The sequence below is a fragment of the Paraburkholderia sp. MPAMCS5 genome, assembly GCF_036016995.1.
Lineage (GTDB): Bacteria > Pseudomonadota > Gammaproteobacteria > Burkholderiales > Burkholderiaceae > Paraburkholderia.
Map to the genome: position 1 here is coordinate 776,722 of NZ_JAYXBK010000001.1, position 14,816 is coordinate 791,537.

Annotated in this window: 14 protein-coding genes; 6 read left to right on the plus strand and 8 right to left on the minus strand. The window is 65.1% G+C overall.

The genetic code is table 11. The annotated features are described in order from the left end of the window. Positions 1–31: 31 nt before the first annotated feature. Positions 32–919, minus strand: coding sequence for a 4-hydroxy-tetrahydrodipicolinate synthase (dapA, locus tag VOM14_RS03610; RefSeq protein WP_327627290.1), 888 nt, complete (start codon positions 917–919; stop codon positions 32–34). 241 nt (positions 920–1,160) lie between these two features. Beyond that, complete coding sequence (locus tag VOM14_RS03615; protein ID WP_327627291.1) at positions 1,161–1,982, minus strand: gamma-glutamylcyclotransferase family protein; 822 nt, start codon at positions 1,980–1,982, stop codon at positions 1,161–1,163. A gap of 214 nt (positions 1,983–2,196) precedes the next feature. Between VOM14_RS03615 and VOM14_RS03620 the strand changes: the two genes are divergently transcribed. From VOM14_RS03620 to VOM14_RS03630, 3 genes are all read left to right on the plus strand, one after another. Next, positions 2,197–3,468: an MFS transporter gene (locus tag VOM14_RS03620; RefSeq protein ID WP_327627292.1), complete on the plus strand. Its 1,272-nt coding sequence runs from the start codon at positions 2,197–2,199 to the stop codon at positions 3,466–3,468. 287 nt (positions 3,469–3,755) lie between these two features. Beyond that, positions 3,756–4,046, plus strand: a complete 291-nt coding sequence (locus VOM14_RS03625; protein ID WP_327627437.1) for a hypothetical protein — start codon at positions 3,756–3,758, stop codon at positions 4,044–4,046. Between the two features lie 192 nt (positions 4,047–4,238). After that, positions 4,239–4,784: an SRPBCC family protein gene (locus VOM14_RS03630; RefSeq protein ID WP_327627293.1), complete on the plus strand. Its 546-nt coding sequence runs from the start codon at positions 4,239–4,241 to the stop codon at positions 4,782–4,784. A gap of 24 nt (positions 4,785–4,808) precedes the next feature. On the opposite strand, the gene VOM14_RS03635 is transcribed toward VOM14_RS03630, so the two are convergent. Continuing rightward, positions 4,809–5,861, minus strand: a complete 1,053-nt coding sequence (locus VOM14_RS03635; protein ID WP_327627294.1) for a LacI family DNA-binding transcriptional regulator — start codon at positions 5,859–5,861, stop codon at positions 4,809–4,811. Positions 5,862–6,066: 205 nt separating this feature from the next. On the opposite strand from VOM14_RS03635, the gene VOM14_RS03640 reads away from it, so the two are divergent. From VOM14_RS03640 to hpaI, 3 genes are all read left to right on the plus strand, one after another. Then, positions 6,067–7,617 carry a UxaA family hydrolase gene (locus tag VOM14_RS03640; RefSeq protein WP_327627295.1) on the plus strand — a complete coding sequence of 517 codons (1,551 nt, stop codon included), beginning with the start codon at positions 6,067–6,069 and terminating at the stop codon, positions 7,615–7,617. Between the two features lie 68 nt (positions 7,618–7,685). Then, positions 7,686–9,017, plus strand: a complete 1,332-nt coding sequence (locus VOM14_RS03645) for an MFS transporter (protein WP_327627296.1) — start codon at positions 7,686–7,688, stop codon at positions 9,015–9,017. Then, positions 9,004–9,786: a 4-hydroxy-2-oxoheptanedioate aldolase gene (gene hpaI, locus VOM14_RS03650; RefSeq protein WP_327627438.1), complete on the plus strand. Its 783-nt coding sequence runs from the start codon at positions 9,004–9,006 to the stop codon at positions 9,784–9,786. Before VOM14_RS03645 ends, hpaI begins: the two co-directional genes overlap by 14 nt. Positions 9,787–9,833: 47 nt before the next feature. Here hpaI and VOM14_RS03655 read toward each other — a convergent pair whose 3' ends face one another. From VOM14_RS03655 to VOM14_RS03675, 5 genes are all read right to left on the minus strand, one after another. Next, complete coding sequence (locus VOM14_RS03655; protein ID WP_327627297.1) at positions 9,834–10,763, minus strand: flagellar brake protein; 930 nt, start codon at positions 10,761–10,763, stop codon at positions 9,834–9,836. A 134-nt stretch (positions 10,764–10,897) separates the two neighbouring features. After that, positions 10,898–11,659, minus strand: coding sequence for a CDP-diacylglycerol diphosphatase (locus VOM14_RS03660; protein ID WP_327627440.1), 762 nt, complete (start codon positions 11,657–11,659; stop codon positions 10,898–10,900). Positions 11,660–11,772: 113 nt separating this feature from the next. Further along, positions 11,773–13,227: an indoleacetamide hydrolase gene (iaaH, locus tag VOM14_RS03665; RefSeq protein ID WP_327627298.1), complete on the minus strand. Its 1,455-nt coding sequence runs from the start codon at positions 13,225–13,227 to the stop codon at positions 11,773–11,775. 308 nt (positions 13,228–13,535) lie between these two features. Next, a complete protein-coding gene (locus tag VOM14_RS03670; protein ID WP_327627299.1) occupies positions 13,536–13,751 on the minus strand; it encodes a transcriptional regulator in 216 nt (71 codons plus the stop codon). 326 nt (positions 13,752–14,077) lie between these two features. Further along, positions 14,078–14,740 (minus strand): NADPH-dependent FMN reductase, encoded by a 663-nt coding sequence (locus VOM14_RS03675; protein WP_327627300.1) that lies wholly within the window; start codon positions 14,738–14,740, stop codon positions 14,078–14,080. Positions 14,741–14,816: the final 76 nt, after the last annotated feature.

Sequence of the window (14,816 nt, forward strand, 5' to 3'; positions counted from 1 at the left end):
CTGATGCTGTCGGTTCGGTCGTGCGGTCGGTTCAGCCGACGCGCGGGTAGTTCGCGAGCGCTTTCACAAGACGCTCGCGCGCGGCGTCGTCGAGCGGTTGCGCGGGCGCGCGAGCCGGGCCGGCGGGCATGCCGAGCAGCGTCGCGGCGGTCTTCAGCACGACCGGCATCGTGCCGAGCGCGAACGCGTCGCGCAGCGCGCGCAGCGATTCCTGCGCGCGGCGGGCAGCCGCGATGTCGCCGGCCTGGAAGTTGTTCCAGATCGACATCACGACACCCGGCACGGCGTTGGTCGTGGCCGCCACCGCGCCGTCGCCGCCGGCGATGAGCGTCCAGAGAATCATCGAGTCGGTGCCGGTGAACACGGCAAAATCGTCGCGGCGCAAGTTGATCAGTTGCAGCAGGCGGTCGAAATCGCCGCCGCTGTCCTTGATGCCGCGAATGTTCGGAATCTCCGCGAGACGCCGCACGGTGTCCACGTTCAGCGTGATGCCGGCCTTGGCCGGAATCGTGTAGAGCATGACGGGCAGCGACGTGCCCTTCGCGATGCGCTCGTAATGCGTGAAGAGTTCCTGCTGCGTCGCGCCGTTGAAGTACGGCGTGATGACCGAAACGGCGTCCACGCCCGCGTCCTGCATCTTGTGATTCAGCGCGATCACGTCGCGCGTGGCGTAGGCGCCCGTGCCGGCGATCACCGGGACGCGCCCGCGAGCCTGATCGACCGCGATGCGCGCGATGCGCAATTTTTCGTCCTCGGACAACGCGATGAATTCGCCGTTCGTGCCGAGCACGAAGAGGCCGTGCACGCCCGCATCGATCAGACGATCGACGAGCGTGCGCAGACCTGCTTCGTCGACTTCTTCGTCGGCGGTCATCGGGGTGATCAGGGCGGGAACGATTCCCTTGAATGTGATGGACATGCCGGAACTCAGTTGTTGGGGTTGCGCGTGAACGAATCGATCATTTGACTCGATTCGCCGGGATCGCGGCTCACATCAATGTGATCGATGTAGTCATTCTAAGCGATGATTTTGATCGATCCAAGCAAGTGTTAACCCTGTTTTTGATCGAGTCGATCGTTCTGCAGGGCGCTTGTTTGCGTCTGCGGATTGGGAAAAGCCCCGTGGCGGCCGGCTCAAGGCTGGAGCCGAAAGCGCGCGGCTAGCGGCCGTGCGCCTCGCGAAGACACACATCGCCCCGGCGTTTGGCGATGGCGGCGATGGCCGCGCTCGCTGCGGCGTAGTCCTCGGAGAACGCGCGCCGCGCGTAGCAGGGCGCCGATGCCGCGAGCAGTGCATCGACCTGCGCGTACTGCTTGTCGAATACCCACGGCCGGCGGGGCAGCGTGCGGTCGTTGAGCCAGTACGGACTCCAGTCGCGCGTGGTCTCGATGATCTCGCGGGCGAATTCCGGTCCGTATTCGAGCCCGCCTTCGATCACGACGTCGATATACGACTCGACGAGCGGATAGCGGGCGTCCGGCGGCGGCAACCCTTCGCCCGGCGCTTTCCCTTCGGCCTTCGGCACATAGACCCAGACCGTTCCCTGCGACGGCAGCGGTTGCCATGACACGGGCTCGATCAGCGCGCGCGGCACCTCGACGCGCACATAGCTCTTCTCGCGCGCGTCGAACGCGGACATGTCGTTGCCGGCCACGGGATAGATCACACCGTTGATGGTCATCGGCGACTCGCCCTCGAAGGGACGCCGCAGCCCGAGCGCGGTGAACCCCGAGTGCGCGCGGTCGCTCCAGCTGCGCACATAGCCGAACGCCGCCGCGACGCGCACCGGAATGGCCGCGACTGGTTTGCCGGCCGTGCCATTACGCGATGGCGTGTTGATGAGCGAACCGTAGCCGAAGATGAACTGCGTCGGCTGATCGGGAAGACGCGTGCCCCAGAAGTCGGCGGTCTGCGCGGGCGCGGCGTGGCCAACGAGCGCCAGTGTCATCAGGAGAATGCGAATTTTTGCCGTCGCTGACATCGTGGGGCTACCTCCAGTGTGAATGCCGCAGATGATCGCCTCTGGCGCACCGGACGGCAACTGCGCGAGGGCGTCCGGGCGGTCGATCGCGGCGCATCCGTCCGATGTGTCCCCGGGCACGTCTCATGCGATGCGGGCATACGCACTCATTCTTTTGCGCGACTTGCCAACGGACGCCTGATCGGTAGAAGTCCATTGAACGCGCCCGTCAACAATGGAAAAACATAATACGAAGCCCACCGCCCCCTTGCTGGCAGTCAGCTTTTTCGCAGCGGACGTGCAGGCAGGCGCCGGGCCGTTTCTCGGCATCTATCTGCAACAGCACGGCTGGAGCGCGGGCATGATCGGCACCGTGCTGACGCTGGGCGCCATCGTCAGCGTGCTCGTCACGGCGCCGGCCGGCGCACTGGTCGATGCCATTTCCCAACGGCGCGCGGTGGTTGTCGGCGCCAGCGCGTTGACGGTCGCCGCCGCGTTCGTCATCTGGCTCTCGCGCGGCTTCTGGCCGATCGCGTTGTCGCAGATTGCGACGGCGGTGGCGGGTTCCGTCATGGGCACCGCGCTCACGGGACTGACGCTCGGCATGACCGGCCAGAAGAATTTCGACCGGCTCTATGGCCGAACCCAGGTGGCGAACCATGCCGGAAACATCGTGGCGGCGGCGTTGTCCGGCGCGGTCGGCTGGTGGCTCGGGATCGTCTGGGTTTTCATGCTGGGGGCGGCATTCGGCGTCGCGTGTATCGTCTCCGTGCTGCTGATTCCCGCGCGTGCGGTGCACCGGAACTACGCGCGCGGCCTCGCGCACGAGGACGACAAGGACAGATCGCAGGTGCGCGCGGACAGCCGGCGCGTGCTGCTGCGCAGCCGTCCGCTGCTGCTGCTTGCGATCGTGCTCGCGGCCTTCAGCCTCGGCAATTCCGTGATGCTGCCGCTTTACAGCATGGCAGAAGCGGCGGCTCATCACGGCAGTGCAAGCCAGATCACGGCGGCCAACATCATTATTTCCCAGATCGTGATGCTGATCGCGGCTGTCTATGCCAGCCGCCTGATTCGCCGCTGGGGTTTCTGGTGGGTCATTCTCGTGACGCTGGTGACGCTGCCGCTGCGCGCAGTGACGGCGGCGTGGCTGACGGCGACGTGGGGAATCGTGCCCGTGCAGATCTTCGACGGTCTCGGCTCGGGGCTGCAAAGCGTTGCGATCCCGGCGATGGTCGTGCATCTGTTGCATGGCAGCGGGCGCGTGAATCTCGGGCAGGGCGCGGTCAAAAGCGTGGAAGCGGCGGGCGGTTGCCTGAGCCCCTTGCTTGGCGGATGGCTCGCCAGCCGCTTCGGCTACCCGATCGCCTTCATGGCGCTCGGCAGCCTCGCGTTTATCTCGCTGGCGGTGTGGATCGCGCAAGGCGCGACCATCAGGCGAGCTTGCGATACCCGCCGCGACGAGTTGGACAAAATGACGGACATCGACGCGTCGGCGCTGTTTTCGTAGGCTTTGCCGCATTCTGTCGCGAAGGAAACGCAGGCGAGGCAATGGCGGCCCCGGCGCGGGTTGCAGGATGCCCGCCCGTTGGTTAGTCCATTGTTGAGTCCGTTGGTTATCCGAACTGTCGTGATCGACGCGAACCCGGCACGTCTGCGCTGTCATTTGTCGCATTTGGACCCTACGTCCGATTTTCCGCGACGCCACGGCAACTACACTAGGTAAGGGCGCGGCTACCCGATGCGCACCCTGTGCGCGGCTCGTCCCGTTGGTCCATCAACATGGAGGATCAAATTATGCAAACTGTTATAAGGACGTATTCCGGAAAGGGCGCAAAAGAGCTATTCGACGTGCTGGAAAAACGAGCGAGCGACGTCGGAGAAATGCTGCGCTCGATCAAGGGCCTGGTCAGCTATACGCTCGCGCGCAGCGGCGATGGCGGGTTCTCCGTGACGGTCTGCGAGGACAAGGCCGGCATTGACGAAAGCGTGCAGAAGGCGAAGGAGTGGATCGCGAAAAACGCTGGAAACACGGGCGCGGGCGCGCCGCAAATATCGGCGGGATCAGTCCTCGTTCATGTGAAGTAAGTTCGCCTTGCTGCCGGCCGTTCGTGGGTGCGGCGGGCGGAACAACGAGAACCACGCCGCTCGCCGTCTGGCCGAGTTCGCGAGGCAAACCGGCGTTGCCGGTCATGGGCGGCGTCCGCCTGTTGCGGACGCGCTGCGCTAAAAAGCAATGCATTTGTGAGGCAACGAGGCGCATGAGGTGCACGAGGCGCTATGAAAACGCGTACACGGTTGGTCGTTGCTGTAGCGGCGCTGCTGATCGCGATTGCGGTGCTCGTCGTCCCGTTGCCGCCGCGCATCCGCCTCGACACCCACATTCTTACCGTTGCGTTGATCCAGCGTCCTCCCACAGCGGTCTTCGACTATGTGACCACGCCCGCGCACTGGCCGGCCTGGCATCCGTCATCGCTCGCGGTGAGCGGCGCGGTGGATCATTCGCTCGATACAGGCGAGCAGGTGACAGAGGAGTTCAGCGTAGCGGGCAGGCGAGGCCGGGTCGTGTGGACAGTCGCCGCGCGCGAGCGTCCGGACAAGTGGGCGATTGCGGGCGACATCGACGGCAGAGCGGCCGGCACGGTCACGTATTCGCTGACATCGACCGTGAACGGAACCCGCTTCCAACGCGAATTCACCTATCGCGCGCCTTCGCTGTGGTTTGCGATCCTGAACTGGGCCGTGCTGCGCGCGCGAATTCAATCGGAGTCCGATACAGCTGTGTTGCGCCTCAAGTCGCGAATGGAAGCGTCACCGCAGCCCTGACAATCCTGCCGGCATGCAAAGCCTTCAGGCCGACCCGCGCTCGATCAACGTGAACCCCACGTCGACCTTCGCCCGCTTGCTCGCGCCAGTCTCGATCTTTTCAATCAGCATCGACGCCGCGAGCTTGCCGATCTTCGTGCCGTCGATGCGGATCGTCGTGAGCGGCGGGTCCATATCGGCGGCGAAATTCTGATCGCCATAGCCGATCACCTTGAGTTGCCCGGGCACCTCCAGCTTGCGCGCATGCGCCTCCATGATCACGCCTAGCGCCATGATGTCGGCGCCGCAGAAAATCGCGTCGATATCCGGATGTTCGTCGAGCAGCTTCGCCAGCGCGCGTCGGCCGTCGCCAAGATGCGCCGGCGACGCCACCGCGGCCAACGGAATCTCGCGCTCGCCGCCGAATGCGCGCCTGAACGCGTCCGCGCGCAGCATCGCGCGCCGGTCGCCCGGCGTGACGATGGCCGGACGGCGCGCGCCGCGCTCTTGCAAATAGCGCGCGGCCGTTTCGCCCACGCGCGGATGGGAGAAGCCGATCAGCATGTCGAGCGGCGAACGCGTGATGTCCCACGTTTCCACCACGGGAATGGCGGCGGCGCGCAGCTTCTGGCGCGACGCCTCCGAATGGATCACGCCCGTGAGCACGATGCCCGCCGGACGCCGGCCAACGATCGCGTCGAGCAGCGCTTCTTCGTGCGATTCGTCGTAGCCGCTCTGGCCGAGCAGCAATTGATAGTCTGCCGCCGCAAGCTCGGCGGTGAGGGCGGCGACGGTTTCCTGGAACACGCTGCCCGCCATCGCCGGGATCAGCGCGACGACGAGCCGGCTGCGATTGGACGCGAGCGAGCCCGCAATCAGGTCCGGCGTGTAGCCGGTCTGCCGCACAGCTTCGCGCACGCGTTCGAGCGTCTCGGCGGAAACGAGTTCGGGACTGTTCAGCGCACGCGATACCGTGACCTTCGTGACGCCGGTCAGCCGCGCCAGATCGCTGAGCGTGACCCGGCCGGTGCTTCTGCGGGCGCGCCGCGAGGCGGTCTCGGCGGCAGCCGGGGCGAATTCTGTCGAGATCTTGGTCACAGGCGCGCGCGCTCCCTGGCAGCAAAAAGATGTTGGCGATTATCCCAAAACTGTACTAGCATGGCAGCAATGTTACCGGTTACATTAACCGGTAACGCATTACGATGAAAAAAGACTGCGCGATCCCCGGCGCAGCCAGCCACAAGTTGCACGAGACCGGAGCAGGAAGCAAAGCCCTCGCTGCGGCCGACACGGAGACAGGCGAATGCACCAGCAGTCCAGCAAGAACGGTGACGGGCCGTTGATCCGGCTCAATCACCACGACAACGTCCTGATCGCGCGCGAGGCGCTCGGCATTGGGCAGCAGGTGTCCATCGACGGCGAAGCGGTGCGCATGCGCGCGCAGGTCGCGGCGGGTCACAAGGTCGCGGCGCGGCGCATTCCGGCGGGCGTTCCGATCCGCAAATACGACACGGTGATCGGCGTGGCGGCGCGCGACATCGAGGCGGGCGAACATGTGCACACGCACAACATCGAGCTGATCGAGTTCGATCGCGATCCGGGCTTCGGCCTCGACGTCAAACCGGTGGACTATGTCGAGGCGGCAAAGCGCGCGACGTTTCTCGGCATCGTGCGGCCCGATGGCCGCGTCGCCACGCGCAACTTCATCGGTATCCTTGCGTCCGTCAACTGCTCGGCCACGGTGATCCGCCATATCGCCGACTGGTTCACGCCGGAGCGGCTGCGCGAGTATCCGAATGTCGACGGCGTCGTCGCGTTTGCGCAGACGAGCGGTTGCGGCATGTCGTCTCCGAGCGAGCACTTCGACGTCCTGCGGCGCACGCTCGCTGGCTACGCGCGGCACCCGAATCTCGCGGGCGTGCTGATCGTCGGTCTTGGTTGCGAGCGCAATCAGGTCGGCGATCTGCTCGACTCGCAAGGACTCAGAACCGGCAAAGCCATGCGCGCGCTCGTGATGCAGGACACAGGCGGCACGCGCGCGACGATCGAGGCGGGCATCGAGGCTGTCCGGCAGATGCTGCCCGCCGCGAACGACGTGACGCGCACGCCGGTGCCGGTCAGCCATCTGAAGATCGGCCTCGAATGCGGCGGCTCCGACGGCTTTTCCGGCATCACCGCGAACCCGGCGCTCGGCGCCGCGATGGATCTGCTCGTGCGCCACGGCGGCACCGCGATTCTGAGTGAGACGCCGGAGATTCACGGCGTCGAGTACATGCTCACGCGTCGCGCCGTCACGCCCGAAGTCGGCCGGAAATTGCTCGACCGGCTCGCGTGGTGGGAGCGTTATACGCGCGGCCAGAACGGCCAGTTCAACGGCGTGGTGGGGCCGGGCAATCAGCAGGGCGGTCTCGCGAACATCTTCGAAAAGTCGCTGGGTTCCGCGATGAAAGGCGGCACCACGCCGCTGCAAGCCGTGTACGAATACGCCGAGCCGATCGACCGGGCGGGCTTTGTTTTCATGGACTCGCCGGGCTATGACCCGGTCGCGGTCACGGGCCAGATTGCGAGCGGCGCGAATCTCATCTGCTTCACGACGGGGCGCGGCTCGATGTTCGGCTCCAAGCCCGCGCCGACGCTCAAGCTCGCGAGCAATACGCCGATGTTTGCGCGGCTCGAGGAAGACATGGACATCAACTGCGGTCGCGTGCTCGACGGCGAACGCTCGATCGAGGAGATGGGCGAGGACATCTTCGATCTCATTGTGCGCGCGGCGTCGGGCCAGCGCACGAAGAGCGAACTGCTGGGTCTCGGCGACAACGAATTCGTGCCCTGGCACATGGGCATCGTGAGTTGAGCACGCGAGGCACGAGGCAAGCGCGACGCGTTGCGATTGAATCAAAATAAACGAAAAGGAGACGACAGATGCTGGAGGCTACACAGCGGCAGAGCCGCTCGACAATGCGCTGGTGGGTCGCGGGCCTGATGTGGGCCGCCATCGCGATCAACTATATCGACCGCACGGTGCTGTCGGCCGCTGCGCCGCGCATTCAGTCGGAGTTTCATCTCGATGCGATCCAGATGGGCATTGTGTTGTCCGCGTTCTTCTGGTCGTATGCGCTGTTGCAATTGCCCGCGGGTCTGCTCGCCGATCGCTTCGGCCAGAAAAAGGTGCTCGGTCTCGCGGTGCTGTGGTGGTCGCTCGCGACGGCGTTGACCGGCATGGCCAGCGGCTTGCGCTCGCTCGTCGGTTTGCGGATCGCGCTGGGCGTGGGCGAGGCGGGCGCCTATCCGAGCAATGCCGGCATCGCGACGCGCTGGTTCCCGCGCCGCGAACGCGCGACGGTGGCGGGCATCTTCGACAGCGGCTCGAAGCTCGGCGGCGCGATTGCGTTGCCGCTCATCGCTTGGATGCTGGCCGCCTTCGACTGGAAGATGACCTTCGCGCTCACGGGCGCGCTCGGCCTCGTGTGGTTCGTCGCATGGCAGTTGAGCTTTACGGATTCGCCTGTCGATCATCCGCGTGTCAACGCCGCCGAGCTTGCGCATATCGAAAGCGACAAGGTGGCGGCGAGCGCGGCGCCCGCGCGTCCGCAATGGCGGCGGCTCTTTGCGCATCGGAACATCTGGGCGATGTGCATCGGCTTCTTCATGATCAACTACAACTCGTACTTCTTCATCACGTGGCTGCCCACTTATCTGATGAAGGAGCGCGGCCTCAGCGTGTTGCAGATGGGGTGGGTGGCCTCGCTGCCGCTGCTCCTGTCCATCGCCGTGGAGATTTTCGCGGGCTGGGCATCCGATCGCGTCTTCGCGAGCGGCAAGCTTTCGCTCACGGCCACGCGCAAGCTCTTTCTCGTGATCGGGCTCGTGATGGCGTCGAGCATCGGGCTCGCAGCATTCGCTCATTCGGCGTGGCTGGCCGTGCTGCTGCTTTGCATCGCGAAGTCGGGCACCACGGTCGCGGCTTCGCAAGTGTGGGCGCTGCCGGGCGATGTCGCGCCGTCCAATGCGGTGTCGATGGTCGCCGGCCTGCAGAACACGGTGTCGAACCTGGGCGGCGTGATCGGTCCGATCGTCACGGGCGCGATTGTCGGCGCGACCGGTTCGTTCGTGCCCGCGCTGGTGTTCTCGTCGGTGCTGATCGGCATCGCGATCGTCAACTATCTGTTCCTCCTCGGCAAGGTGGAACCCATTCAATTTAGCGACCCTGCACAGGAGACACGCATTCATGAACAAGCCGATGCCCGCGCATAATCCGTTCAAGGCCGCGCTCGCTGCGCGCCGCAAGCAGATCGGTTTCTGGCTTTCGATGGCCGACCCTTATCTCGCGGAAGTGAGCGCGACGGCGGGCTTCGACTGGCTGCTCGTCGACAGCGAGCACGCGCCCAACGACTTGCGCAGCATTCTCGCGCAGTTGCAGGCTGTCGCTGCGTATCCGGGCGAGCCCGTGGTGCGGCCGGCGAACGGCGACCCGGCGCTGCTGAAGCGTCTGCTGGATATCGGCGCGCGCAACCTGCTCGTGCCGATGGTCGATACCGCGGAACAGGCGCGCGCACTGGTGGCGGCGGTGCGTTATCCGCCGCATGGAATTCGCGGCGTGGGCAGCGCGGTAGGGCGCGCGTCGCGCTGGAGTGCGCGCACGGACTATCTGGATATTTCGGATGACGAAATATGTCTGCTCGTTCAGGCGGAAACCGCGACCGCGCTGGAGAATCTCGAAGCGATCTGCGATGTGGAGGGCGTGGACGGCGTGTTCATCGGACCAGCCGATCTCGCCGCATCGATGGGGCATCGCGGCAAGCCCACGCATCCCGAGGTACAACAGGCGATTGACGATGCAATCCGCAAGATCGTCGCTTCGGGCAAGGCGGCGGGCACGCTCACATCGGACCCGACGCTGGCGCGGCATTACCTCGAACTGGGCTGCACGTTCGTGGCGACCGGGGTCGATATCCTGTTGTTCGCGCATGCGGCGCGCAAGCTCGCACGCGATTTCTCGGACGTGCGAGCGACGGACCAATAAGACCGCGTTGCTGTCTCGCGGCAGACTCGGTTGCGAAGCTTGAAACGCTAGGCCGCTTGTGCGGCCCAGTGCGAGACCGCGTCCTGCTTGTCGAAAACGAAGGCTTTCAGTGCGACCTGCTGATCCGAACTCATGCCCTCGAATTCGAGGCCGTGCGTGCAGAGCGCGCCCGCAGTCGCTGCCATCTGCACGTTGCGGATCACCGCTACAGCCTGAAATTCGGTGTCGACACTGCGCGTGGTGAGCTGAAGCGCCACGCGCACGCGCTCGCCGATTCGCCCGACCGGCGCGGTCGTTGCAAGCGACATGCCGAACACGCTCAGATCGCAGCCGACGCCCATTCCGTCCAGCGCGGGGCCGGTCAACTCCTTTCCGTGACGAACGGCGAGGCGCGTGCGTACGCGCACCGCCTTACGCTCTCGCAATTGCCGGATGTTGCCCGGCGCCGACAGGACAAGGTAGTCGAACGGATGCGTGCACACCGCCTCGACGGTACAGACAAACCAGAATACCGCCTGCGTGGCGACTGCAACGATCTCGACGTTTTCGCCTGGCATCAGCATCAGCGGTTGACCGCCGACCATGGGAGGCGTGACGAAAAGCGTGTGACTGGGACTGAAACCGATGACCCGGCTCGCATGCATCGCCCGGCCCATGCCGATCTGGCTGCGCATGCCGAGCAGCGCGCCGATGGTCAGGTGCATGTCTTCGAGCGTGACGGGATGAGAAGCGGTGTTCTGCGACTTCTCCCTGGGATCGGTCGCGTCGCCGCGCCGGGGATGGAAGTGCGAAAGGAGAAAATTGCGTTGCGCTTCACGGCACAAGATAGTGCCCGCGCGGAGCAGCACGCTGCCGTCCTGGTCTTCTACGCGCCACGGCAGTGGCTCCCCGATTGGTAATTCTTCGCTGGCTAACGGTGCAGCCGGTGCCACCGTTTTCCCGCGACTCGGCCCCTCGATATGCTTGCTCTCAGGCATGGCTTGTCCGTTTTTCTAGTCAATGCTTTTGTTTTTAACCGTTATATTTTTTATATCTATTTTACCACCGGAAATATGTGCCGTCAAAGAACGTTTTCGGAAATTTCGACTCCTGAGCCTGGCGTTTAACGCGCCTACGAAGCGTCGGCGACGTGGCACGCGTGGTCGAGCAAGCCTTCGGCCGAGCCGCTGCCGTTTGTCGCGTCGAGGCTGCTGTTCACCACGAGCCAGCCGTCTTTTTCAGCCGACGACCCCGCGCTCGTCACGAGGATGGTCTGCATTGCCATCGCGTCGGAGGTCGGGTTGTCGCGCGAAACGACGCGAAACGGATCGCTCGTGTGGGTCAATGCGGTGACGCGCATGATGCGGTAACGGCTGCCGTCGAGCGTGTCCCAATGCCACGCGCCGGGGGCGTCTTTCGCGTGACGCGCGAGCGCCTCGCTGATATCGCTGCGCATGCAATCGATATGAATATGCAACTGGTTCTGCGAGCGACGAAACTGCGAATTGATTTCGATTCCCAACTGATTATCGGGCAGCGTGCGCTTGACCGATTGATTCACATAGCTGCGCGCGGTCCACGCGTCGGCCCAATAGCTTTGCGCGTGCGGCGCCAGCACGAGCGGGCTTTCGATTCCGCTGATGCGGTCCGTCGGAATCAGCAGATACTGCGAGCGGCCGATAATATCCTTCAGGATGGCGAAATGTTTGTCGAGATCAACAGCCGTGCATTGGCCCGGCGTGCCGTTCGCCTGCTGCGACGGCACGCAGCGGACATCGACGATCTTCCACAACGCGTTCGAATCGACGGCGGCAAGGCGCGCGCATCCGACGGCGGTCAGCGCAACGGCGAGTGCCGCGGCGGCTCGTTTTGTGTAGCGCGCGACGCCGCGCAGCGGAGCGCGATCACACGGTTCAGCATTTGAGGCCTTATTTAAAGGGCTTTTTATCGGCGCGAGGCCCACGGTATTTTTTAACGGCATGTCCTGTCGAATTCAGAGCAGCGGATTCAGAGCACGGGCGGCGGCAATGCGCCGAGCAACTGTTCGAACGCAACGCCGATTGCAAGCACGCGCCGGTCGCTGCCGAGCGGGCCGTCCAGTTCGAGACCGACGGGCAAACCCTGTGCGCTGATGCCCGCGGGCAAGGACAGCCCCGGTATGCCCGAGTTGCTGGCCGGATCGGTATTGCGCAGAAAGGCGTCCATGGTGTCGATGGGCGGCGAGCCGTCGATCGTGACACTTGACGAACCGTTGATGTCGTCGATCGGCACAGCGGCGAGCCGGGTGGTGGGAAACAGCAGCGCATCGAGACGTTCGTCGGCGAAAGTGGCGGCGATATAGGCTTGCAAAAGCGGCCGCCAGTGGTTGAGCGCCGCCTCGTAACGCGAGTCGAACGCGCCCGCGAGCACCTCGTCGTAGATCGCGCGCACGTCGGGACTCGCAATGCGAGCCGCGAGTTCGGCGACAGTCTGCACCGGCGCGCGATTGGCGACGAGCCACGCGTGCACGTCGTCGCGCGCTTCGCGAATCGCAATCGGGCCGCCCACCATGCCGTTGAGATCTTCAAGATCGCGCATGGCCACCGGCACGAATATCACGCCCGCTGCTTCGAGCCGTTTCAACGCGGCGCGCGCGACGTCTTCGACCTGCCGTTCGAGGCCTTCCCATAGCGGTGCGGGCAAGCCGATTCGCAAGCCGTTCAGCGCGACCGTGGGCAACGGACCGTCGCCGGTGATCACGCCGTCGAGCAGCGCGAGGTCGGCGGTAGTGCGCGCCATGGGGCCGACCGTATCGCGCGTGTGGCTGATCGGCACGACGGCGTCGGGGTCGTGATAGCGCCGCTCGGCGCCGCCATTGCCCACCGACGGACGAAAGCCCGCCGTGCCCGTCAGCGCGGCGGGAATGCGCGTGGAGCCACCGGTGTCGGTGCCGAGGCCGGCCGGCGCAATGCGCGCCGCAATCGCCACTGCCGTGCCGCCCGACGAGCCGCCCGGAATCAGCGTGGGACCGTAGGGATTGCGCACGGGGCCGGCATGCGTGGCGAGATTCGTGCTCGTGATGCCGAACGCCAGTTCGTGCATGTTCGCCTTGCCGAGAATGATCGCGCCCGCGTCGATGAGCCGTTGCACCGACCGCGCATGCGAGGCGGGCACGAAACCTTCCAGAGCCGGCGTGCCCGCCGAGGTCTGCAAGCCCGCGGTATTGATGTTGTCCTTCACGACGATCGGCAAGCCGGCGAGCGGCAGTTGTGCTTTTTGCGCGGCGGGGAGTGCGTCGATGCGCCGGGCGGCGGCGAGCGCGCCGTCGAGGTCGATCACGGTCAGCGCATTGAGCGTGGACAGCGCCGCCGCGCGTGCAAGCAAGGTCGCGACGTAGTCCGTTGCGTTGAGCCGGCCCGACTGGATCGCGGCAACGGCTTCGGTTGCGCTCAACGCGAGCTGTTCATCGACGGTCCATGTCATGGCCGCGTCTCCTTTTCGTTCGGGGGACGGCCGGTGCAAGCGTCGATCGGCGCGCGGCCTTCGGTTCGCAGCGAGCGAGGCAGCAGGACAGATAGCGAAACAGCGAGCGAAATATCCCGGCTACGCAGCGAACAGCGCCGCTCGTGCGCGCCGGGGCCGCGCTTCACGCGGACCGGGCCGGCGCAGTTCCGGCGGCGCGGGCTGCGGTCTTCGGCTACATCTGTCAATGTGTCGGACATGGCAGGCGTACAGAGAGCGAACTTGACGTGTCGTCTATTCTGTCACAACGCCGCCGGCGCCTATCGACATCACTGATGATTGTCCACCCACATGCGTCCCCAGCGGAACGCATACGCGAGCGCGTGCTCTTCGTCGAAGAAGTAATCGAGCGCGTCGAAGCAGTAGGCCTGACGCCGGGTCGCGCTGGTTTTTTCAATCGTGAGGTTGGCGGCGAACAGCCCGTTGGGCAGAAGTTGCGCGGCCGGCGCGACTTCGTAGCCCTTGTAGCGGATATGTCTATTCATAATCGTGGCAGTCAGTATGCCCGCGTGTGTGCAAAAAGCCGGTGCATATAACGCCATGAATTTGCGTTTGAGATCAGGCGGCGGATGAGTCGGCGGGCAGGCTCAAGCGTAGGCCGCACTGAAGGGCTCGTGAACCAATCGTTCTTCGCAAGCAAATCAGCGATTATCAGAAACGCTCTTCACGAGAGCGCGTAACGGCGGATTTGAGGGTTCGGACACACTATCCCGCATGACACGCAATGGGTCTGTTATGTGCCGCACGGATCGAACGAGCGCGGACGCCATCGCCCGCGCGCATGCGGGGCGACGGCTTCGTCCGTGAGGGTTCAGACCGCGTGCAGCAGACGCGCGGGTGCTTGCGCCGGCTGAATGGAGCTGCCCGCCGCGTTCGGGCTTGCGGCGCGATGCGTGTTGAACGCGAGCGCGAATTGAGCGGCTTGCTGGCCGACGGTGGCGAGCTGCTCGACGACCTTTGCATCGGAGCACGTGTCGACGCTGTCGAAGCGCGTTTCGAGCGTATTGATGCCCGCGCCGAACGGCGTCGGCCAGCCGCGCAATGCGTGGACGATCGAGCGCAGCGAAGTCAGCACGGAACCCGCGGCCTGCCAGCCATAGGCGGTGACAATGCAGCCGACCGCGCGGCCATCCAGATACGGACGCGCGTCGGCACGCAATTCTTCCAGCGTATCGAGCGCATTTTTCACGAGGCCGGACACGCCGCCGTGATAGCCGGGCGTCGCGATAATCAGCGCGTCCGCGTGGCGCACGGCTTCGATCAGTTCGAGCTGTTCGCCGGTTCGCTCGCCGTGCTCGGGCGCATAGTGGGGCAGGCTATGCAGGAAAGTGCCGCCGAACAGCCGGGTGTTCGCGCCCGCAGCTTGCGCGCCGCGCAACGCAAAGCCAAGCGCGCGCTCGGTCGACGAGGCCGCGCGCGTCGTGCCGCCGATGCCGACCACGAGCGGCCGGCGGTGATGATCGAAACTGGTCAACGAAAGGCTCCTTCGGTAGCGGCTCACGCACACACCAGCGCGGGCCGCGCGGCAGGCGCGCCGGGACGAACCGGAC